Annotated in this window: 24 protein-coding genes; 7 read left to right on the top strand and 17 right to left on the bottom strand. The window is 64.1% G+C overall.

Annotated features, from left to right (window positions below; all coding sequences use genetic code 11):
• Positions 1-35 precede the first annotated feature (35 nt).
• Positions 36-365, top strand: coding sequence for a hypothetical protein (locus tag BM197_RS10890; protein WP_143095057.1), 330 nt, complete (start codon positions 36-38; stop codon positions 363-365).
• A 54-nt stretch (positions 366-419) separates the two neighbouring features.
• Here BM197_RS10890 and BM197_RS10885 read toward each other — a convergent pair whose 3' ends face one another.
• From BM197_RS10885 to BM197_RS10855, 7 genes are all read right to left on the bottom strand, one after another.
• On the bottom strand, positions 420-1,310 hold the full coding sequence (locus BM197_RS10885; RefSeq protein WP_090711411.1) for an NAD(P)-dependent oxidoreductase: 891 nt from the start codon (positions 1,308-1,310) through the stop codon (positions 420-422).
• A gap of 14 nt (positions 1,311-1,324) precedes the next feature.
• Positions 1,325-1,954, bottom strand: coding sequence for a DAK2 domain-containing protein (locus BM197_RS10880; RefSeq protein ID WP_090711409.1), 630 nt, complete (start codon positions 1,952-1,954; stop codon positions 1,325-1,327).
• A gap of 8 nt (positions 1,955-1,962) precedes the next feature.
• A complete protein-coding gene (locus tag BM197_RS10875) occupies positions 1,963-2,964 on the bottom strand; it encodes a dihydroxyacetone kinase subunit DhaK (protein WP_090711407.1) in 1,002 nt (333 codons plus the stop codon).
• Between the two features lie 20 nt (positions 2,965-2,984).
• Positions 2,985-4,118 carry an ABC transporter permease gene (locus tag BM197_RS10870; RefSeq protein WP_245762498.1) on the bottom strand — a complete coding sequence of 378 codons (1,134 nt, stop codon included), beginning with the start codon at positions 4,116-4,118 and terminating at the stop codon, positions 2,985-2,987.
• Positions 4,115-5,161 carry an ABC transporter permease gene (locus tag BM197_RS10865; RefSeq protein WP_090711405.1) on the bottom strand — a complete coding sequence of 349 codons (1,047 nt, stop codon included), beginning with the start codon at positions 5,159-5,161 and terminating at the stop codon, positions 4,115-4,117. Before BM197_RS10865 ends, BM197_RS10870 begins: the two co-directional genes overlap by 4 nt.
• A complete protein-coding gene (locus BM197_RS10860) occupies positions 5,161-6,675 on the bottom strand; it encodes a sugar ABC transporter ATP-binding protein (RefSeq protein ID WP_090711403.1) in 1,515 nt (504 codons plus the stop codon). The genes BM197_RS10865 and BM197_RS10860 overlap by 1 nt, the downstream gene beginning before the upstream one ends.
• A gap of 92 nt (positions 6,676-6,767) precedes the next feature.
• Positions 6,768-7,802: an autoinducer 2 ABC transporter substrate-binding protein gene (locus tag BM197_RS10855; protein WP_090711401.1), complete on the bottom strand. Its 1,035-nt coding sequence runs from the start codon at positions 7,800-7,802 to the stop codon at positions 6,768-6,770.
• Positions 7,803-8,115: 313 nt separating this feature from the next.
• Between BM197_RS10855 and BM197_RS10850 the strand changes: the two genes are divergently transcribed.
• The gene (locus BM197_RS10850) at positions 8,116-8,853 is read left to right on the top strand and encodes a DeoR/GlpR family DNA-binding transcription regulator (protein ID WP_090711399.1); all 738 of its coding nucleotides are present in this window, start codon (positions 8,116-8,118) and stop codon (positions 8,851-8,853) included.
• Between the two features lie 83 nt (positions 8,854-8,936).
• On the opposite strand, the gene BM197_RS10845 is transcribed toward BM197_RS10850, so the two are convergent.
• Genes BM197_RS10845 through BM197_RS10835 form a run of 3 tightly spaced genes read right to left on the bottom strand, consistent with a single transcriptional unit; the run spans position 8,937 to position 10,506 of the window.
• A complete protein-coding gene (locus tag BM197_RS10845; protein WP_090711397.1) occupies positions 8,937-9,446 on the bottom strand; it encodes a hypothetical protein in 510 nt (169 codons plus the stop codon).
• Complete coding sequence (locus tag BM197_RS10840; protein WP_090711395.1) at positions 9,443-9,643, bottom strand: hypothetical protein; 201 nt, start codon at positions 9,641-9,643, stop codon at positions 9,443-9,445. Before BM197_RS10840 ends, BM197_RS10845 begins: the two co-directional genes overlap by 4 nt.
• Positions 9,644-9,687: 44 nt before the next feature.
• Positions 9,688-10,506 (bottom strand): shikimate 5-dehydrogenase, encoded by an 819-nt coding sequence (locus tag BM197_RS10835; protein WP_090711393.1) that lies wholly within the window; start codon positions 10,504-10,506, stop codon positions 9,688-9,690.
• A 319-nt stretch (positions 10,507-10,825) separates the two neighbouring features.
• Between BM197_RS10835 and BM197_RS10830 the strand changes: the two genes are divergently transcribed.
• The 4 genes from BM197_RS10830 to BM197_RS10820 all read left to right on the top strand — a co-directional run bounded on the left by BM197_RS10830 (position 10,826) and on the right by BM197_RS10820 (position 14,641).
• Positions 10,826-11,587 (top strand): maleylpyruvate isomerase family mycothiol-dependent enzyme, encoded by a 762-nt coding sequence (locus BM197_RS10830; protein WP_090711391.1) that lies wholly within the window; start codon positions 10,826-10,828, stop codon positions 11,585-11,587.
• A 228-nt stretch (positions 11,588-11,815) separates the two neighbouring features.
• Positions 11,816-13,417 carry a M28 family metallopeptidase gene (locus BM197_RS16725; RefSeq protein ID WP_090711389.1) on the top strand — a complete coding sequence of 534 codons (1,602 nt, stop codon included), beginning with the start codon at positions 11,816-11,818 and terminating at the stop codon, positions 13,415-13,417.
• A gap of 229 nt (positions 13,418-13,646) precedes the next feature.
• Complete coding sequence (locus BM197_RS16310; RefSeq protein WP_177216809.1) at positions 13,647-13,841, top strand: hypothetical protein; 195 nt, start codon at positions 13,647-13,649, stop codon at positions 13,839-13,841.
• Positions 13,838-14,641, top strand: a complete 804-nt coding sequence (locus BM197_RS10820) for a PIG-L deacetylase family protein (RefSeq protein WP_177216808.1) — start codon at positions 13,838-13,840, stop codon at positions 14,639-14,641. Before BM197_RS16310 ends, BM197_RS10820 begins: the two co-directional genes overlap by 4 nt.
• A gap of 181 nt (positions 14,642-14,822) precedes the next feature.
• Here BM197_RS10820 and BM197_RS10815 read toward each other — a convergent pair whose 3' ends face one another.
• From BM197_RS10815 to BM197_RS10795, 5 genes are all read right to left on the bottom strand, one after another.
• Entirely contained in the window at positions 14,823-15,671 is an 849-nt protein-coding gene (locus BM197_RS10815; protein WP_090711385.1) for an oxidoreductase, read from the bottom strand.
• Positions 15,672-15,882: 211 nt separating this feature from the next.
• The gene (locus BM197_RS10810; RefSeq protein WP_090711383.1) at positions 15,883-16,176 is read right to left on the bottom strand and encodes a DUF1905 domain-containing protein; all 294 of its coding nucleotides are present in this window, start codon (positions 16,174-16,176) and stop codon (positions 15,883-15,885) included.
• Positions 16,177-16,179: 3 nt separating this feature from the next.
• Positions 16,180-16,419, bottom strand: coding sequence for a DUF8129 domain-containing protein (locus BM197_RS10805; protein ID WP_090711381.1), 240 nt, complete (start codon positions 16,417-16,419; stop codon positions 16,180-16,182).
• Between the two features lie 97 nt (positions 16,420-16,516).
• Positions 16,517-17,494, bottom strand: coding sequence for an NAD(P)H-quinone oxidoreductase (locus BM197_RS10800; protein WP_090711379.1), 978 nt, complete (start codon positions 17,492-17,494; stop codon positions 16,517-16,519).
• Between the two features lie 85 nt (positions 17,495-17,579).
• Complete coding sequence (locus BM197_RS10795) at positions 17,580-18,617, bottom strand: glycosyltransferase family 2 protein (protein WP_090711377.1); 1,038 nt, start codon at positions 18,615-18,617, stop codon at positions 17,580-17,582.
• A gap of 369 nt (positions 18,618-18,986) precedes the next feature.
• Between BM197_RS10795 and BM197_RS16720 the strand changes: the two genes are divergently transcribed.
• A complete protein-coding gene (locus BM197_RS16720) occupies positions 18,987-19,112 on the top strand; it encodes a hypothetical protein (RefSeq protein WP_281247429.1) in 126 nt (41 codons plus the stop codon).
• Between the two features lie 189 nt (positions 19,113-19,301).
• Here BM197_RS16720 and BM197_RS10790 read toward each other — a convergent pair whose 3' ends face one another.
• Together BM197_RS10790 and BM197_RS10785 are read right to left on the bottom strand one after the other, a co-directional pair.
• On the bottom strand, positions 19,302-19,589 hold the full coding sequence (locus BM197_RS10790) for a hypothetical protein (RefSeq protein WP_143095056.1): 288 nt from the start codon (positions 19,587-19,589) through the stop codon (positions 19,302-19,304).
• Positions 19,590-19,766: 177 nt separating this feature from the next.
• A complete protein-coding gene (locus BM197_RS10785; RefSeq protein WP_245762497.1) occupies positions 19,767-20,111 on the bottom strand; it encodes a PadR family transcriptional regulator in 345 nt (114 codons plus the stop codon).
• Between the last annotated feature and the right edge of the window lie 56 nt (positions 20,112-20,167).

Raw genomic sequence — 20,167 nt, 5'->3', positions numbered from 1 at the left:
TCGTCCCTTCCCGTCCAAAATCTTTTCGAGAACCGATGTCTGGCGGATTGCCGCGAAATTGCCCGTTCGCGCCCGCCGCCACCGGAAGCATCGGGACCGAAGACCTGCTATACGCGCTGGAGCGGTCCCGCATGGATACCGGCTCGATCGCGGCCGGCGAGCTCATCGATATCGCCGCGTGGCTGTCGGTCGAGCTGGGCAGTCCGGTTCAGTCGCTGCTGCCGAAGGCGGGCTGGTTCGGTCCGCCTGACTCTCTTCTGTCACAGGCGCGTCGAGTGGCATCTGTGAACAAGTCCCGGCAACCACGGCGGCAACCCAGTTCTCAGTCGACCGGGACGGAAGCCGACAATCGGACCATGGATTGAGAGTCAGGTCCGCTCGCGCCCGGAATTCAGGGCGCGAGCAGACCGAAATCGCGGCTAAGCGCGAACGAGCGACACTCCCGCTTCGGCAGCAACCGCCTTGATCATTGCCGACGCGTTCTGCTCGGCCCACCCCGCGTCCATGGCGGCATCGACGTACTGAGCCGCGGCAGAAACACTGGGCACCGACATGTCGAGATCTGACGCAAAAGCCTGGATGAGGCGGCTGTCTTTCTGCATCAGCTTGAGCGCGAACGAGGGCGAGTAGTCATCGGCGAGCACGGCGGGTCCGACACCATCGAAAATGGGCGAACGGAAATCAGTGACCTTCAGCACGCCCAACACCTTGTGAAGGTCGAGGCCCGCCTTGGCCGCAAGTGTGAGTGACTCACCCAGCGCCAACAGTTGCGAAGCGACCACGAGGTTTCCAACCAGCTTCATCCGAACGCCAGAACCACCGGGACCCATGAGGTGCACCGTCTCGCTGACGGGCTCGAGCACACCGCGCGCCTCTTCGAATGTCTCGGCGTCTCCGCCGACCACGATCCACAAGCCGCCGTTGTTGGCTTCGCCGCGCGAGCCGAAGACGGGAGCGTCGAGAAAGCGAACTCCTCTCGCTTCGAATGCCTCACGCTCTGCGGCGCTCGCCTCGGGGCTGATGGTCGACAGGTCGATCACGATCGAGGTGTCATCGACAACCGACGCGAGCCCGTCGTCGCCGAGCACGACGGCATTCACCGCGGCGTCATCGCTGAGGCAGTACATGACCACGTCGGCGCCCGCGACCGCAGCCGAGACGGTCGGCGCTGACGTTGCCCCGGATTCAACCGCCGCCCCCAGCGGCGTCTCCGACCGGTTCCACACCGTTACTTGGTGGCCGGCACCGATCAGGTTCTTTACCATGCCAAGGCCCATCGTGCCGAGCCCGAGGTATGCGATCTTCGTCATTGTCTGTCTCCGATTCAGGATGCTGTGGCGGACGCGTTCGCCGACTTCCACGACTGCAGGAACCTCAGGAAAGCGGTCGCTCCCGGGTCCTGGAGTCCGATGCTGCGCTCCTGCAGCCACGATGCCCGGCCGCGGCGGGACTGCAGTTCCTTCGACACGACGACGCCGCGCTCGGCTGCGTCGATGGCAGCATCGAGTGCGTTCGCTCCGGCGGCCGGTGCCAGCAGAGCCTCCGCCGCCGGGAACATGGCGTCGAGAATCGTCTTGTCGCCCACCTGCGATTTGCCACGCTGGCTGATGGACTCGGCAGCTGCCCGGGCGAATCGTCCGATCTGGTCGCCTTCCACGGTGGGCGAATCGCCCCAGACACGCGATCCGGCGAGAAGCGCGCCAGCAACCAGCGCGGCCATGGTGGACGGGTTTGCGTTAGCGAACGCCTTCGCGCAGGCCAGAACGACCTCCGTCGGGGTTGCGCCATCCGAAAGCACGTCCAACGCCTCCGTGGCAGCGGCAGCGCCCAACGAGACTGTGATCCCAAGGTCCCCGTCGCCCAGAGCCTGGTCGAGGTCTCCGAGTTCTTCGGAGTAGGTAGTGAATTCCGCGAGGCAATTGCGCACCGCGATGCTCAGTTCGTTTCCATTCATGACTGTTTTCACGCTTCCTTGAAGAACGGGGACTCGGCCGGTGTGTTGAGAAGAGCGAGCCGCTCATCGTTCAGCGCCAGCAGAGAAATGGATGCTCCGGCCATCTCGAGGCTCGTGGCATACTCACCGACATAGTTTTTGTCGATCGAGATTCCCTTCTCGGTGAGCAACTGGTGCACACGTCTGAAGAGAAGGTAGAGCTCTTCGAGCGGCGTGGCCCCCATGCCGTTCACGAGCACAGCGACGCGATCGCCCGAGGAGATTCCGAGGTCGGCGACGAGCCGCTCGGTGAGGCTCTCTGCGATCTGATCCGCGGTCTCGAGCTCGCCGCGGTGAAATCCCGGCTCACCGTGGATGCCGATGCCCACTTCCATCTCACCGTCACCGAGTTCGAAGCTCGGCTTAGCGGTGGTCGGCAGGATCGTCGGCGAGAGGCCGATTCCCATCGTTGCGGTGTTGTCGATGATGTCTTCAGCGACCGCGGCGACCTGGTCAAGCGAATCACCGCGCTCCGCGGCAGCTCCGGCAGCCTTGTAGGCGAACAGGATGCCCGCGACGCCGCGCCGGTCCGCCGCCCGTTCCTTCGGCTGGCTTGCGACGTCGTCGCGCCCGAGCACAGTGACGGTACGGATACCCTCGAGCTCCGCCATGTCTGTCGCGAGGTCGAAGTTGAACACGTCGCCGCCATAGTTGCCGTAGAGGTAGAGCACGCCGGCTCCCCCGCTGACCGCCTTGGTCGCTTCGAGAACCTGCGCAGAGGACGGCGAGGAGAACACATTCCCGATGGCCACACCGTCGCAGAGTCCGCGGCCGACGTATCCCTTGAACAACGGAAGGTGCCCAGACCCGCCACCGGTCACGATGCCCACTTTGCCCGCCACCGGGGCATCCGCCCGCACCAGGATTCGCCGATCAGCGGTGGGCGCCTTGAGCAGGTCGGGGTGCGCGAGCAGTATCCCCTCGACGAATTCGTCGACGAATGCGGCTGGTTCGTTGATTATCTTTTTCATGTTTGTCGTCCTTTTCGATTTCAGGCTCGGGGGAGGGCGGTCTCGGGAGTCGGGACATCGGAGCGGGGCGCCGAGGCGACTTTCTTCTGCCGTCTCGCTCGTGTCGACGACACGGCATCCAGGATCATCACAGCGATCAGGATCACACCCTGGGCGATCGCGTATTCGTATGAGGAGAGCCGGATCGCGGTGAAGCCGCTGGAGACCACCTGCAGCGTCAGGGTCGCAAGCACCACACCGGTAACCGACGCGAAACCACCGGTCGGATTGGTGCCGCCGAGTACCGCGATCACGATCACCAGAAGAACATACGAAGCGCCGTAATCAGCGGATGCCGTCGGGTTGCGGGCAAGGAACAGCACCCCGGCGAGACCCGCCAGCATTCCTCCATAGGTGTAGGTCTTCATGAGCACGGCACGTCTCGGGATCGCCGAGTACCGCGCGGCGACGGGATTCGCTCCTTCGAGCTGGATCATGCGGCCGAGGGCCGTGCGGTTCACGAGGATCGCGATCAGGACGGCAACAGCCAGGAAGATGATAAACAGCAGCGGAGCGTTCGCGACCGCTGTCTGGCCGATCGTAGCCAGCAGCTGCGGGGCGCCGTAGAGGGTCGTTCCTCCCGTCCACACGATCGCCATCCCGTTATAGATCTGCATTGTGGCGAGAGTCGCCAGGATCGGTGTGATTCCTACGACGCTGACCAGAAATCCGTTCACCGCTCCGCCCAGCATGCCGACGACGATTCCAGCGAGCACAATGACAATCCCGAGACTGTTCGCCAGTGCGGGGTCGCTCGCAGCGATTGTGTTGTGCAGCATGGAGATGGTGATTGCCGAGAAGTTGGCGATCGCAACCAGCGACAGGTCGATTCCGCCGGTCAGCATGACGAGCATCATCGCGATCGAGATGATGCCGATCTCGGGGGCGGCGACGGCGATGTTCTGCAGGTTGATCGGGCTGAGGAAGACCCGCGGGTTCAGGGCGGTGAAGAGAGCGAAGGCGATCAGCAACGCAACGACCATGCGTCCGGCGCCTCGGTGTGCCCCGGAGCCGCGGACCAGACGCTGCGTCCAACTTTCGAGCTGGTCATTGACGCGGGGAAGAAGGGCGCTCGCCCCCGATGCGCCATTGCGCACCTTTGTGTCCGGGCTCATGATTCCACCTTCTCTTCATGCTTCTGCTCGGCGTCGACCTCGTCGATGACACGTTTTTGCCGCGAATCCCGTCGAGCAGCGACCGCCTGAATGCCGACACCGAGAACGAGCAGAATCCCTACGGCGGTGCGTAGCCATGCGCTCGGCACGCCGACCAGCAGGAGGCTGTTCTTGATCACCTGAACAAGGAGCACGCCGAGCACCGTGCCGATCACGGACCCGCGTCCACCGAAGATTGACGCGCCGCCGAGGACAACAGCGGCGATGATGTCCAGTTCACCGCCGACGAGGTCGCGCGGGTTCGCGCTGCGGCTGAGGACGATGTGCACGATCCCTGCGACGGCGGCGAGAGCGCCGACCATGACATAGACCCACACCTGCGTGCGTTTGACGAGGAACCCGGCGCGCCTTGCGGCCTCGATATCACCGCCGATCGCGTAGAGCGAGCGGCCGAACATCGTCCGCTTCAGAACCCAGGCGACGAGCACGCACAACAACAGCACAGGCACTACCAGCACGTGCAGGTAGGCACGCCCCGCGCTCGTGGTGACATCTAGGAGGTTGCTCGTGGCGAGAGCAGCCATCGACCCTGGCAGTTCGGCGTAATACTGTGCTCCGACGTAGGTGTACATCGCTCCGAAGAACACACCTTGCGTTCCCAGAGTCACAATAAGCGTGGGCAGGTTAAACCGGGCGATAACGATTCCGTTGATGAGACCGAGGAGCGAACCCACCCCGACCGCAATGGCGAAGATCCCTAGAATCCCCGGGTCGAAGCCCATATTGAGGCAGAACGACACGGTCGCATAGCCGGCGAAGATCGCGATGGCGGCGAACGAGACGTCGATTCCGCCCGTGACCACGACGATCAGTACACCCAGAGCGAAGATCACCGGAACGATCGAGCTTCGCAGGATGGAGAACCCGGTGTTCAGGGTGAAGAACGTGGGATTGGCGATCGACATCGCCACGATAAACCCCACCAGGACGAGCGCGAGCACGCCTTCGTTGTTGGAGCCTCGCAGTCTGCGGATCACATCCATCAGGCCGACATCCTCTCTTGAATCGTATCCACCGTGATTTCGTCTCCTTCGAGGATGTGTGTCAAACGTCCCTGCTTGATGACGAGCACACGATGGCATGAGGAAACCAGTTCGGGCGCGTCATCGGAGATGACGATCACCGACATCCCCTTCGCCGCTTCCACCCGGAGCAGCTCCAGGATTTCTTGCTTGGATCCGACGTCCACGCCGACGGTTGGGCCATTGAGCAAGAGCACGGTCGGCGACGTTGCCAGCCATTTCGCCAGGACAACACGTTGCGCGTTGCCTCCGGAGAGGGTCCGAACGGGTGCCTGAGCGTTTCGTGCGTTGATCTTCAGCCCGTGGAAATAGTGCTTGATCGTGGACGCGATGGCGTCCCGGCTGAGCGTCCCCCAGCGCGTGCGATGCGATCGCAGTGAGGAGGCGACGATGTTGTCGGCGATGGATTTCTCGAGGAACAGCCCCTGCGACAGGCGGTCTTCCGGAACGTACCCGATACCCGCGGACACAGCATCCTGAATCGATCGAATCCTGACGGGCGCACCGTTGACCTTGATCTGGCCTTCGTCGGCGGGCGTCACACCGAAGAGCGACTCAGCGATCTCAGTGCGGCCGGACCCCAACAAACCCGTCACGCCGAGAATCTCGCCACGCCGTAAGCCGAATGAAATGTTCCGATAGGCCCCTGCGAGTGAAAGATCGACCAATTCCAGAGCGAGGGGCGCAGTGGCATCAAGTTCGCTCACGACTCGCGATTCGTCGACTTCGCGCCCAGTCATGTAGTGCGAGATCGAACGCTCGTCGAAGTCGGTCGTCGGGCCAGTTACGATCTGCCGGCCTGATCGCATGATCGTCAACCGTTGTGAGATGGCGAGCACCTCTTCGAGCTTGTGTGAGACGAACATCAGTGCCACACCTCGGGCACGAAGACGTTCTACAAGGGCGAAGAGGCGGCTGACTTCGCTGTGCGTGAGAGCGGTCGTCGGCTCATCCATGATGATGGCGCGCGCGTCATTGACGAGAGCTCGGCAGATCGCAGTGAGCTGCTTATCGGCGACGGAGAGTTCGCTCACCTCGCGATCGAGGTCGAGATCAAGCCCCAGGTCGCGCAAAATCTCTTCGGCTTTCGGTCGGACGGAGGCCGGCGAGTAGAGACGTCGCCGACGCGCGACCTCTGCCGTCAGAACGATGTTCTCAGCGACGGTGAGGTTGGGAAAGAGCGAGAAATCCTGATAGATCACCTGGATGCCGCTCTTGATGGCGGCATTGGCGTTGATGTGACTGTGTGAGACACCGTCGATGAGGATTTCGCCTGAGTCGGGTCGCTCAACACCGGAGATGATCTTGATGAGGGTGGACTTGCCGCAGCCGTTTTCACCGGCGAGGCAGTGCACTTCACCGGGAATCAGGTCGATGGAAACGTCGACCAGAGCGGGGACACCGCCGAAGCTTTTGAAAATCCCGTTCGCTGAAACGACAGGGGATGGAACCAGTGAAACAGTGTCCGAGGACATCGATTTACCTTTCGACTCGAGCAGCGGAGCGCACATCCGTTTGGCGTGCGCCCCGCTGCTGAACTCGGTTGCGAGAAGTCGCGGTCGATTGGCTAGAAGTCGTACTTCGCGGCCGTCTCGGCATCAGCTGCCACAGAGGCTTCTCCGACGAAGACGTTGTCGAACCCTTCGAGCTTCTTGAGCGACTCGTAACCCTCTACTCCCAGGTCCGTGCCTTCCTCGATGGTCCCGCCCTCTGCGAGGATCTGCGCGATGGCGAGCTGCGCTTCGCCCGCGAGAGCCGGGTCCCAGAAGAAGATCTTGTCGATAGAACCGTCTGCGAGGTACTGGTTCGCAACTGACGGGATGGAGGTCCCCATCACGCACACCTCGTCCTCGAGTCCAGCCTCCTGAACCGCGCGGGCGATCCCAGGAACATCGTTACCTGCAGAGCCCTGGAACCCGGCAATGTTCGGGTACTTCGCCAGGACTTCTTTGGCGCGTTCGTAAGCCGTTCCCTGGTCGTCGGTGCTCTCGATCGGAGTCTCAACGCGAGTCATGTCTGGAAAGTTTTCGGTCTGATTCTTGTAAGCCGCATCGACCCATTCCATGTGGGTCTTGGCAGTCAGCCCTCCAACGAACTGGACGTACTCCCCGGTTCCACCCATGCACTCGCCCAGGTTGTCCATGATTTCCGACCCGTAAGACGCGTTGTCGAAAGCCTCGATGTCGATGTCGACGTTCTCGATGCCCGATGCCTCGTGGGAGACGACGATGATTCCTTGGTCGCGAGCCTGTTTCAGCACGGCACCGAGCGCTTCAGGGGAGTTCGGCACAACGGTGATCGCGGTGGGCTGTTGCGCGATGAGGTCTTGAATGATCTGGACCTGCTTTTCGGGGCTAACGTCGTCAGCACCCTCCTGCCGAGCGTCGACACCGGTCCTCTCGGCGAATGCCTCGACGCCTACAGCCATCCGCTGAAACCACGGAATGGTCTGGGCCTTGACCACGGTGACCATCACCATGTCCTCAGCGGACTGCTCTCCGCTCGATGCCTTTCCGACATCGCCTACTGACGAGCAGCCGACGAGGGCGAGCGATGCTCCCATAAGTAGTGCAGTGCCCCGAAAGGCGTGCTTGCGATTCATTCGTTTACTCCTTTGTGAACGGTCCGGGTCTGGGCCACGTTGCTCCAGCAACGCACCGAGGGGTGCGCGCTCTGCGATGAAATTATCGCGTATATGCAACACTGTCAAGCGATAACGCGCAGAGGTTGCGCACTTATGTGCAAAATGCAGCGATGAACATGATCGTATGGGGACGCTCGACGCCCCTGCGCGGTCCTCCGGCGCGTTTTGGGGAGACCAGCGTGGGAAAGAGCTGTGGTTTTTGCGCGTTTTCGCGCAGAGAAGAGTAACAATCGGTTACTCTCCGAAGAGGACTTTCCCAAGGAGGTGAAATGTGTCACGCCAAGCAGAAATCGTTGAGATCCTGAAAGATGAAGGCTTTCAATCTGTCAACTCCCTCGCCGAGCGCTTTTCGGTAACCGCATCTACCGTTCGCCGTGACCTCGAACGACTCGAAGCGATGGACCTGGTCCAGCGCACTCACGGCGGCGCTATCCCCGTCAAACAGTCCGAGACTCCGCACCAGTTCAAGGAGGAGTTGCACCTCGCAGAGAAGTCTGCGATCGGTAAGGCGATGGCCGAGAGAATCCTCGACGGCCAAACGGTCCTACTTGACGGCGGCACGACCACGCTCGAAGTTGCCCGTCACTTAACGAAACGCCGCCTTACCGTTGTGACCAACGATCTTCGTATCGCAATGGAGATCGCTCAAAAGCGATCCGCGCACCTCGTGTTCATCGGAGGAGAATTGCTGCCCGACATTTACACAATGTGGGGGCCGGCGTCTGTTCTCCAACTCTCCAATTTGAGGGTCGACGTGGCAATCTTCGGCGCCGACACGGTCAACCACGACGGGCTGTACAACACGAGCAGCTACGAGGTTGAGCTGAAGCGACTTATGCGCTCCATCGCGAAGGAAGCATTCTTCGTCGCAGACAGTTCTAAGTTCGGCCGCGAAGCGCTTTTCAGGGTTCTTGAGATGGACGATTTCACAGCCGGGATTACAGACGATCTTCTTGATCCGCTGCGTGCCTCACAGTTCCCCATCCCGATCATTCAGGTCTCGACGTAACGCTGTCGGCGAGCTTCGTGCACCCGCCCAAGGCAAAGGTCGCCGAAGGAGCAGTGAACCAGGTCTCCGCCGGGCGAGGTCGACTACGTCTGCAGTAGCAACAGATCTACCGCAACGAAGAATGCCGCCGCCACCACAAGGATCCAGTTCGGCAGCACCGTAACGAACCGCGACCATCCAGTTGCGGTCGCCGGCTTCGTCAGCGGTGCCCGCACGGGCTCCGCTTCGGTGCCCGGACGGAACGCCGCCCACGGCGCAGCACCGATCAGAACCACAGCGCCGACGAGAGCGATAGGCAAGCCCGACACCTCGAAACGCACGATGTGACGCAGGGTCAACTCAACGGTAGCCTGCACGGCGAAAAGCGCGAACCCGGCAGTAAAGAGCGTCCACCTTCGAGCCCGGGCGATCACCGGAAACACGAGCGGCGCCAACATCAGGAGCACGAGAGCCATCACGCTCAGCGAGATGTGCGATGCCCGGATCTCGACGAGGTTGCCCATGAGCGCTGCCGGGGCGGCGAATACAACAGCGAAGAACCCGACCAGGCTCACGAGACCGCTGATGATGGCACGGGAAACGTCGCCCTTCACCCCTGGAAGGGGTGAAGATTCAGCGACCGGGCGTAGTCGCGGGCCGGGCCGAAGGCATCCGTCGCGGTTTCGTTGGAATCGGCGAGGAACTCCTCAGCGGTCGCGACCGCGTCGCCGATGTCGGCACCGCTGACGTCGGCGAGCCGCAGCTCGAGCACGAGGTCGTCGAGCCATGCCTTGTTCGCCGTTGTGCTCATGATGCTTTGCCGGATACTCGATACTCGACCAGCAGGTGTGCGCTCTACGCCTCCGCTCGCGAAAACTCTGACGCCTCCCGGACGAGGTCGGCGGAGACCGACACCCCCGTGTACTCCTTGAACTGCAACGCCGCCTGCAGCGCCACCACCTCCGCACCCGTCCGGATCACCTTGCCGAGCTCCTCCGCCCGCCGGATCAGCGGCGTGCGGCTCGGGAACGCGACGACATCGAATACCGTCGACGCGGCGCGGATCGCCGCCTCATCGAACGCCAGCGCCTCGGAGTCGCTGCCCTGCATTCCCAGCGGCGTCACATTCACGAGCATCCCGAACTCGCGATCGGGGCGTTCCCTGGCGAACGAGTAGCCGTACTTGTCGGCAAGCGCGCGACCGGCATCCGCATTTCTCGCAAGCACCGTGAGGTCGTCGAATCCGACCTCGCGGAAAGCCGCAACGACGGCCTTGCCCATGCCTCCCGACCCACGGACGAGCACCGGCTGCGTGCGATCGAAATCGCCCTCGCGGAGGATGGTCGCGACGGCCTCGAAATCCGTGTTCAGCGCGCGCAGCCTCCCGTTGTCGTTGACGACGGTGTTGACGGATTCGATGGCTCGCGCCGACGGCCCGAGTTCGTCGAGGAACGGGATGATGGCTTCCTTGAACGGCATGGAGACGGAGCAGCCGCGAATACCGAGGGCACGGATGCCCCGCACGGCTCCCTCGAGGTCATCGGTGGTGAACGCCTTATAGACGAAGTTCAGCCCGAGGAGGTCGTAGAGGTAGTTGTGAAAGCGGGTGCCCAGGTTGCTCGGGCGTCCGGACAGCGAGATGCAAACCTGCATGTCTTTGTTAAGAATTGGCATGCGGTGGCTCCTGGGGGTTTGGTTCGAACAGATAGGGGCGAGTACCACCGAGGGTATCCGCTGTCTGCGGGTCAAACTACGCGCCGGGTCGACGTCAGCCATCCGTCACGACCACGGGTTCGATGCGGCGGCGACCGAGGGACGAGGGACGCGCTCAGTCGACACCGGTGGCTGAGGTGGTGTGCCCTGGTCTCGATACGCTGGCTTCGCTTCGCTCGGTCAGCTACTCGACCAATAGCGACCAGCGGAGGCGCCCCGAAGCGGCGTAAGCTGACCCTCTCCATCCGCCAGGCGGGGTCGACTGCAACCAGGAGTTCACATGACGTTCGCCGATCAGGGCCACACCGAAAATCAGCTGCAGGATGCCACCCCGACGGCACAGCTGCGCCTCGTCCACCAGGGTCAGGCCTATTTCGACCGGAAACTCAACGCACTCAGCGACGCGGACCTCGACGCGGAATCGGCGCTCCCCGGCTGGACCCGGAGGCACGTGATCGCGCACGTCGGGCTCAACGCTCGAGCACTCGCCAACCTTGCTGCCTGGGCCGCAACCGGCGTTGAAACGCCGATGTACAACTCCCCCACCCAACGCAACGACGACATCGCATCCGCAGTGCTGCTTCCCTCTGAAGAGCTGCGCGAGCTGTCTCACTCTTCGGCGTCACTGCTCGACGCCGCGTGGCGGAACCTCGAACCGGATGCCTGGTCGCATGAGGTGCGGAGTGCCCAGGGCAAGCCGATTCCGGCGTCGGAGACGGCATGGATGCGGGCGCGGGAGGTGTGGATCCACGCTGTCGACCTCAACACCGGTGCCCGTTTCGCCGATTTTCCCGAGGACGTGATCGACCGCCTGCTGGCGGAGGTGCTGGGCGGGTGGGACGCGCGCCGAGCAGCAGAATCACTTCCGTCGTTTGTGCTTCGATCGTTTGATCGCGATGATCCGGTGACCTCCGGCGACGCCGCCTCGGCTGTCATTTTGAGTGGGACTGCCGCGACCCTCGCCGCGTGGGCGACCGGGCGCGGATCGGAGGGAGTCACTGCCGAGACAGGCGAGGTGCCTGCCGCTCCTCGGTGGCTTTGAGCGGAGGGTGGTCTCGATACGCCGGCCTCACTTCGCTCGGTCGGCTGCTCGGCCAACGAGGGGGGGGTGTGCCCCTCGAACCTGAGGATGTCGGCAGGCCGGGAGGCGAACGGCAGTGACTTTCGAGACCCTCTTTTTTGGAGATGGGGGGTGTTGGGGCGCGAAGTATCGACCTATGCTCTCGATCAACGTGTGCCCCGACCAGGGGTACCGAGTGAAAGGGAGACAATGAAGTCAACTGCCACACTTTCGAGACGAGCACGAACGGCGGTGGTCGCTACAGCGACGCTGGCCGCTTTCGCGCTTGTCCCGACCGGGGCCGCGTTCGCCGCACCCGGTTCCGGCACACCGGGCTCCTCGCAGGCTTGCGAGAAGCGAAACAACAACACCATCAAGCAGCTCCTTGTCTGCGTCGACGCCGACGGAGCTCTGGAGCACCTTGAGGCGCTCCAGGCGATCGCGGATGCTAACGGCGGCAACCGCGCGGCCGGCCTCCCCGGCTATGAGGCGAGTGTCGACTACGTCGTCGAGACTCTCCAAGCGGCTGGATGGAATGTCACCATCGACGAGTTCCCGTTCACCTACGTGGGGCCGTCGACTCTCGAACAGCTCACGCCCGTGGCTGCCGAGTACCCCACAGGCCCGTTCACCGGCAGCGGCCCGGGCGATGTGACGGCAGACGTCACACCGGTCGACGTGCAACTCACCACGCCGAACACCAACACGAGCGGCTGTGAAGCCGCCGACTTCGCAGGCTTCCCGGCGGGCAACATCGCGCTCATCCAGCGCGGAACCTGCCCGTTTGCCGACAAGGCATTGAACGCTGAGGCGGCCGGCGCATCCGGTGTCATCATCTTCAACGCTGGTGACGCTGACACTGCCGACCGACAGGACCTCATCGTCGGCACCCTCGGTGGGTCGAACATCGTCGGTATCCCCGTGGTCGGCGCGAGCTACCCGCAGGGTGTCGCGCTGGCACAGGCTGGATCGACCGCTCACGTGATGGTGCCCATGCCTGAGGAGCGTCCGCAGAAGAACGTCATTGCGGAGTTGCCTGGCAAGAACAACGACAACATCGTGATGGCTGGCGCGCACCTCGACTCTGTGCAGGCAGGCCCTGGAATCAACGACAACGGCAGCGGATCCGCTTCGCTGCTCGAGATCGCCCAGGCAATGTCGAAGCTCAAGCCAGAGAACACCATCCGCCTCGCGTTCTGGGGTGCTGAAGAAGCAGGGCTGATCGGATCGGCAGAGTACGTCGCCGGCCTGAGCCAGGCTGAGCGCGACCGCATCGCGCTGTACCTGAACTTCGACATGGTCGCTTCGCCCAACTACATCTTCATGGTGTACGACGGTGACGAGTCCTCCTTCCCGGCTCCTGTAGTCGTTCCAGAAGGATCGGTCGCGATCGAGGACCTCTTCGAGAGCTACTTCACCAGCGTCGGCGTGCCGTATGACGACGCCGAGTTCAGCGGACGTAGCGACTACGAGGCGTTCATCCTGAACGGAATTCCGGCCGGTGGTCTGTTCACGGGCGCCGAGGAAATCAAGACCGACGAGCAGCAGGCAATCTGGGGCGGTGTCGCAGGTGAGTCGCTTGACCAGTGCTACCACCAGGCCTGCGATGACATCGACAACATCAGCATGGAGGCGCTCGACGTGAACATCGACGCCATCGCGCTCGCCGTCCTCGTGTACTCGTACTCGACGGAGTCGGTCAACGGTGTGGTCGGCAAGAACGTCGTCGGCGGTGTCCGGCTGCCAGCTCCGGCTGGTCCTGAGGGCACCACCGGTAGCGGCGGCGGTCACTCGCACGGTGCTGACGACTAGTCCCACCGTCTGAACGGGGGCGGGAGTGCCGGGAGGCACCCCGCCCTTTTCGTTGCCCGCCCACTGAGACCCGCTCTCACTTCACGCGTTCCGGTCAATTCCACCGGGTGCGTCGGATGCTTTCATCCGGAATGGGTGAAGTCGCGCCTCGCGAGAGCGGTGCAGCGCGGGGCACTCGACCACGGAGGGCACCGAAGGAACACCCAGCCAGCCCCCGTAAACTCACGGAGTGCCCCTCCGTATCGCCCTGATGAGCCTTCTTCCCGAGGACGACACGCAGTCCGCCCGGCTCGGTGCCGCTGGGCGCGCCCACGCCTTTTCTCTTCCGTGGGACCGGACCGCCACAGCGACGGCCGACATCCACACCCACCTGCTCGGCGTGCGCACCCACCTGCTCGGGTCGCGCACCGAGGTTGCTTCGTGAGCGCACTGTCGGTGCCCGGCATTCTCGACGGCGTCACCTCGGTCCTGTTCGCGCACGCGCACCCCGACGACGAAACGCTCGCCTCGGGTGGGCTTATCGCGGAACTGGTGGCGCGAGGGGTCCGGGTGACGGTGCTGACGGCATCCCGCGGCGAACGCGGCGAAATCGTGGCTGGTGCGCTGCCCGCTTCGACCGATGCGGATGCCCTGACCTGCGCCCGCGAGGACGAGCTGGCCGGCGCGGTCGCTGCGCTCGGGGTCTCTGCGCAGTACTGGCTCGGCGAGGCACCGGCGCGTTGCGCCGGGCTGCCTCCGCGACGCTACCGGGACTCGGGCATGGCCTGGATTCGGCCCGGGCTGGCGGGTCCGGCGGACGACGCGGATGCCGACGCCCTCTCCGTCGCGCCGCTCGGCGAGGTGGTCGATGACGTCGCTGCACTGCTCACCGTGGAGCGGCCATCGCTCGTGATCAGCTACGATTCCGGCGGCGGATACGGCCACCCCGATCACGTTCGAATCCGGGATGCCGCACTGACGGCATCCGCTCTGCTGGGGATTCCGTTCGCCGAACTGCTGGAGGCCCCCGCCGCCGACGCCGAGTGGTTCTCGCTGACCTCACACGTCGACGTGGTCACCGCTGCGCTTCGCTGCCACGCGAGCCAGCTGACGGTGGTCGGCGATTTCGTGGTGCACTCTGGCGGGCAACGGGAACCGATCGGGACGGATGTCGGGCTGCGGCTCGTGAATCTGGCCGACGCATCAACGGGTCTGGCGGTCGGGGAACTGCTCGGGCAGCTTTAACCCCGTCTCTGCGGCGGATGCCACACCCCTGCTGCGCACTCGTCGCACGCAGATCAGGAGATCACACGAATATCAGGAGATTTTTGCTTTTTCTGTCCTGATAACCGTGCGATCTCCTGCAAACCGTTCGGTGGGATAAGCGGCCCCACCCGAGCGGCGGCCCCAACTCGTTCGACGGGCGCTACTCAGCCTGCGATGGCATTCCGTACACGCGCCGGATGAAGCCGTCGAACCCGCGGTCGGTGAGGATCCGGTTCAGGAACAGGATTGGCCGCGCCCCGCCGCCGACCGCATACCTGGTGCGCGGCTTCGCCGTCGAGACAGCCCTGCCGATCGCCACCGCGACCACCCGCGGATGCGACGCGATCCGATTCGTGTTCGCCCCACGCAGCGCCCGCGCCATCGCGGTGATCTGGCTGCGGTAGGCAGAACCCTCGCTCGTGGCTTCGAGGGTGTCAGCTGAGATACCGGACCACTCCGAGCGGATCACCCCCGGCTCGATCACGACGACCTTCACGCCGAACGGTGCGACCTCGGCCCGGAGGCTGTCGCTGAGCCCTTCGACCGCGAACTTGGTGGCGTGGTACCAGCTGCCGAGCGGCTCCCAGATCTTGCCGCCCATCGACGACACGTTGACGATGTAGCCATCCTTCTGGGCACGCATGTGCGGAAGCACCAGCTGGCTCAGACGCGCGAGCCCGAACACGTTGACCTCGAACTGGCGGCGGGCCTCATCGAGCGGCACGTCCTCGAGCGCGCCATACGAGCCATAGCCTGCATTGTTCACAAGCACGTCGATCCGACCGGTTTCCGCGAGGATCTGGTCGATGAGGGCGACCATCGACGCGTCATCTGTCACGTCCACCGAAACGGTGCGGATGCCACGTGCCGCGAGTTCAGACATCCGGTCGACACGTCGAGCTGCGGCGTAAACGGTGAAGCCGAGGCCGGCGAGGTGCCGGGCCGTCTCAGCGCCGATCCCCGATGACGCACCGGTGACGAGTGCGACCCTGTCAGTTGTGAATTCCATGCCTGATGTTAGAGGTCGGCGCTGGGCGGCGGGTAGGTGGGTCCTCGCGCACAACGACGCCGTGCACGCCCGACAGGAAGGTTCTTGCGAGAGGAGCCCATTGCTCCTGTTGAGCGTTACTCCTGCATACGGCGTCCTGTTGAGCAGAGTGGAGGACTCGCGAAACGCTCGCTCCCCGAGTGACCCGACCAACAAAGTGCAGGCGCGGGGGCTACAGCTCCAGTAACTGCAGCCGCACCTCGACCGGGTCTCCCTCGCCGATCCCCTCCGCCTCGCGCACCGCCTTCTTCACCGGAAGTATGTACGAGCCGGCCGAGCTGTCGGGAAAAACCGAGGTGTCCCAGGTGGAACCACCGACCGTCGCCCGCACCTTCACCGCTCCGAAGCCACGCGGCATCCGCGGACGGTCACGGACGTCATCACTTTGCTCAGCAGGTACGGTGACGAAATACCATGCTGCCCTCGCGTCCCACTCCCACAGCGGCGCAGTAAAGCTGACCTTCACGACTCAGGCAACGAACGTCGGGGGCAGGTGAGCCCCCAACGGCCCCGTCGGTTCGACACCGCTCCGCACGGCGGCGAGCCGCTCGGTCAGCGCCTGCATGATCGCAACGCGGTTGCCATGTGCCTTCTCATAGGCGAGCAGCGCCAACAGCCCTTCAACGTCGAGGGATTCCGCGTGGAAATGTTGATCAGGGGCGTGCCCACCAGCCGCCGAAAAGTCCGCAAATATCATCGAAGCGCTCATGGCACCCTCCCCACTGGTTGATGCCCAGTGGCATCCCCTCAGGACAATTGAACCCCCAGCCACTGACACGACTCAAGGCATTGACATGAACGAAGAATCACATGGTGAGCAGGATCTTTCCTGTGTGCCGACCTGAGTCGAAATGCCGGTGGGCCTCGGCGACCTCCTCCAGCGGGTACCGCGCTTCGACCGCAGTGCGCACGACTCCCGCTTCGATCAGCGGCCACACGTGCTCGGCGACCTGGGCGACGACCTGCGCCTTCTCCTCCGCCGGCCGGGCTCGCAGGGTCGTTCCGAGCACGCTCGCGCGCCGTGACATCAGCAGGCCAAGGTCCAGTTCGGCTTTCGACCCGCGCTGTAGCCCGATGACGACGAGTCGTCCGCCGAACGCGAGGGAACGGATGTTGCGGTCGAGGTACTCCGCGCCGACCACGTCGAGGATGACGTCGGCGCCGTGCCCGCCGGAGATCTCTCGCATCCGCTCAACGAAGTCGTCCCGGCGGTAGTCGATCCCGGCCACCGCCCCGAAGCCTCGGCAGTATTCGAGCTTCTCCGCGCTGCCCGCGGTCACCACCGGGTGAGCACCGAACGCCGCAACAAGCTGGGTCGCCATGGTGCCGATACCGCCTGCGCCGCCGTGGATCAGGACCCAGTCGCCTGCCGTGACCCGCACATTCATGAACAGGTTGGACCAAACCGTGCAGGTCACTTCAGGCAGCGCCGCCGCGTCAACGAGTTCGACCCCCGCACGCACCGGCAGCACCTGCCCCACCGGGACGACCACGTATTCGGCGTACCCCCCGCCGGCGAGCAACGCACAGACGGATGCTCCCACCTCGAGCCCGGACACGTTCGGTCCGATCTCGGCGACGGTTCCGCTGACTTCGAGGCCCGGAATGTCGGACGCGCCGGGCGGGGGCGGATACACACCGCGTCGCTGTTGCACGTCGGCACGGTTCAGCCCCGCGGCGGCGACCTTGATCAGTACCTCACCTGGACCCGGTTCCGGCCGCGGACGCTGCACGATCCGGATGACCTCCGGACCCCCGGCACCCTGGTATTCGACCGCCCGCATCGTTTCGGTAGTCATCCTGCCTCCAGACCTCGAACCTCCATCGTTGCACGGTGGGTGTGTGGCGCCAGCTGTCGGGCGGGCGCAACTATTGACGAGGTGCAGAGAGCTTTTGCCGGATGGCGGTAGTCGAGTGGGCCGCGGTGTGTAGTCGTGCGTTCCCGTATTTCACGCCCCCGAGCATCCGTGAGCCGACGGCAAGCCAGACGCAGACGGCGCGTTCGAGTATCCAGACCGGCGCCCACAGCGCACTGGTCGCCGGGAACACGGCGGTGCCGCCCGCTCGCCGACGGCCGACTTCGGCGAGCACGATCGCGGAGGCCGCAACAGCCGCGAGGCGTGCCGGGTGACGGATGCTCCCCAACAGCACCGGCAGGAGGCTGAGTTCGAGAAGCAGCCGGGCGGGTTGGGCGAAGTCGTCGTAGGCCTGCCGCACCCGCTGCCGCCAGAAGTGCGCCGAGCTCGGGGGTATCCGCCCGACGAAGAGATCGTCGAGCCGGCGTTCCCGGCCGTGCGCTGCCTCGATCGTGCGGATGAGTTGAAGGTTCTCGAACAGCACGTCGCCGTCGTAACCGCCCAACTCGAGGACGAGGTCGCGGTTGACACCCATCGTGCCGGGATAGTCGGATGCTACGGCACGGTTGATCAGGCTCCGGGCGGTGTCCCAGCGCGCATGCCAGGGCAGCGCGGTGAAGTAGTTCTGGGGTCGGACGAGGTCCGAAGTTTGCAGTTCGGTGACCATGCGCTTGAGGCCGCGTTGGTCGTAGCGGACGTCGTCGTCGGCGAGGATCACCGCCCGGTGCCGAGCCAGGCGGATGCCGGTCATCACCCCGGCGACCTTACCGTTGGCGGTCGGCGGGCCGTCGGGTTTCACGTGCCGGACGAGGTCTGCCCACAGAGCGCGGTGCGCGGCGAAGATGTCGGGCGGGGATCCGTCGACCACGGTCACGTCGAGGACGGCGCCGATCTCGTCGAGGTAATCGGTGAGTTCGAGAACGTCGTCGGTGCGGTACTCGGGCCAGCGCAGCGGCAGAACGTATTCGGCGTCGAGGTGTTGAGCACGGGGGCCGGGGTCGCGGCGAGCGGGCTCTTCGGCGGATTGCGTCGGTTCGGTGCTGGTACTCATGGCCCACACTGTCGGTCCGAGGTCGCGGGGCGGTCAACCCCTTGTCAGGTGGCTGCGTCTGATGACGAGGAGTCCCCGACCACTGACACGGCATTGCCGCCGGTGCTGACCGGGACTCTCACCGCACCGGTGACGTGGCTGCCACCTGCGATGGAATAATCCCCGGATATGGACGAGCCGACGGGAGCGGCGGTTGGGACGGCGGTCGATTCTGCGCCAGCATCAACGCGAAGGACGATGAGAGATCGGCTGCGGAGGACTGCCCTGTCGGGCCACCCGCCGATGTGCCGCTCGTGCCGGGGCTGCTCGGCAACCCAGTGTTGCCGTTTTCAGCCGGACCCCGGGGCACCGGGTCCGGATAAGGCCGGGGTGGACACCACCAACGATCGACGCGACACCTCCGCGAAGCGTGCGGGAATCGCCTTCGTCAGCGTGGGCGAAATTGGTGCTGACGAAGAAGTTGATCACCATCCAGACAGCGGCAAGGCCGAGTGAAAGGAGGAGCAGCCGAACGGGCGCATGAAGATCAGACCGTATGCGGTACATGACTTCACCCCCCGTGCGTCAGTGGCTTCACTCTTGCAGACAGGAAAAAAACGGCAACGCCCTTGCGAATTCGGTCGCGCCAGGTCTATCTTCTGCCCGGCATCGACGCGCCAGGGGGCGCGCTCGTGTGGGTTTTGGTTACGAGCCGCCGAGCAGCAGGACGTCGATTGTGACGAAAACCCCCGCAAACACGACAAGGATCCAGGCCGGAAGCACATCGAGAAACCGGCGTGACCTCGTCGTCGTCTGCTCGTCCGCCAGCGGGTTCGCAATCGGGTCGGCTGATAGCCGCACCTGGGCCCACAGAGCTGCTCCCAGGAGAAGGGCTCCCCCGACGCCGGCCACCGGGAGGGCTGGGATCGATGCAACCGCTGTTCCGCCAAAGACGACGGAGACAACAATCTGGACCGCAAAGAGCAGAACCACAACGAGCAGAAACGCCCGGCGTACCAAAGGTGTCTTCGGCCGACACCTCTGCATCGGTGAGGAACTCACGCGCGCTGGCCACGGCATCCCCGATGTCCCGCCCGCGGACGTCGCGGAGCCGCAACTCAACCGCCAGGTCCTCGAGCCACGCGCTGTTCGCCTTGTACACGCCGATGTTCACGCTTTCCCCTCAATATTGTTCAAATGCTTCCGCACGGTACGCGTGAAGCTGTCCCACTCGCTGCTCTGGTGTTCCAGCTCGTGCTGGCCGGTGGTGGTGAGCGCGAAATACTTTCGCCCGGGACCACCCTCGCCAGCCCGCCATTCGGTGGTGACCCAGCCCGAAGCCTCCAGTCGCGCCAGCAACGGATACAGCGTCCCCCCTTTGATGACCCCGAAGCCCGCATCCTCCAGAGCACCGGCGATCGCATACCCGTACGTCGGGCCGTCGGTGAGCGTCCGCAGGACGCACATGGCAAGCGCGGCTCGCATCCAGTCGCCCGGCCAGGCAGAATTTGTCACGAGTAGATAGTCTCACTAGTTAGCGAGCCTGTCTAGTGAATTGGGCGAGTCAATGT

It is taken from the genome of Mycetocola miduiensis (genome assembly GCF_900115155.1).
In the GTDB taxonomy this organism is placed as follows: Bacteria; Actinomycetota; Actinomycetes; order Actinomycetales; family Microbacteriaceae; genus Mycetocola_A; species Mycetocola_A miduiensis.
This window is presented reverse-complemented; position numbering and strand designations above follow the sequence as displayed.

Coding starts and splice junctions, on each gene's coding strand:
- BM197_RS10885 (WP_090711411.1), bottom strand. CDS start 1,310: ATGACGAAGATCGCATACCTCGGGCTCGGCACGATGGGCCTTGGCATG.
- BM197_RS10855 (WP_090711401.1), bottom strand. CDS start 7,802: ATGAATCGCAAGCACGCCTTTCGGGGCACTGCACTACTTATGGGAGCA.
- BM197_RS10800 (WP_090711379.1), bottom strand. CDS start 17,494: ATGCGGGCGGTCGAATACCAGGGTGCCGGGGGTCCGGAGGTCATCCGG.
- BM197_RS10835 (WP_090711393.1), bottom strand. CDS start 10,506: ATGCCAATTCTTAACAAAGACATGCAGGTTTGCATCTCGCTGTCCGGA.
- BM197_RS10805 (WP_090711381.1), bottom strand. CDS start 16,419: ATGAGCGCTTCGATGATATTTGCGGACTTTTCGGCGGCTGGTGGGCAC.
- BM197_RS10795 (WP_090711377.1), bottom strand. CDS start 18,617: ATGAGTACCAGCACCGAACCGACGCAATCCGCCGAAGAGCCCGCTCGC.
- BM197_RS10860 (WP_090711403.1), bottom strand. CDS start 6,675: ATGTCCTCGGACACTGTTTCACTGGTTCCATCCCCTGTCGTTTCAGCG.
- BM197_RS10880 (WP_090711409.1), bottom strand. CDS start 1,954: ATGAATGGAAACGAACTGAGCATCGCGGTGCGCAATTGCCTCGCGGAA.
- BM197_RS10840 (WP_090711395.1), bottom strand. CDS start 9,643: ATGAGCACAACGGCGAACAAGGCATGGCTCGACGACCTCGTGCTCGAG.
- BM197_RS10875 (WP_090711407.1), bottom strand. CDS start 2,964: ATGAAAAAGATAATCAACGAACCAGCCGCATTCGTCGACGAATTCGTC.
- BM197_RS10830 (WP_090711391.1), top strand. CDS start 10,826: ATGACGTTCGCCGATCAGGGCCACACCGAAAATCAGCTGCAGGATGCC.
- BM197_RS16725 (WP_090711389.1), top strand. CDS start 11,816: ATGAAGTCAACTGCCACACTTTCGAGACGAGCACGAACGGCGGTGGTC.
- BM197_RS10890 (WP_143095057.1), top strand. CDS start 36: ATGTCTGGCGGATTGCCGCGAAATTGCCCGTTCGCGCCCGCCGCCACC.
- BM197_RS10815 (WP_090711385.1), bottom strand. CDS start 15,671: ATGGAATTCACAACTGACAGGGTCGCACTCGTCACCGGTGCGTCATCG.
- BM197_RS10870 (WP_245762498.1), bottom strand. CDS start 4,118: ATGAGCCCGGACACAAAGGTGCGCAATGGCGCATCGGGGGCGAGCGCC.
- BM197_RS10865 (WP_090711405.1), bottom strand. CDS start 5,161: ATGGATGTGATCCGCAGACTGCGAGGCTCCAACAACGAAGGCGTGCTC.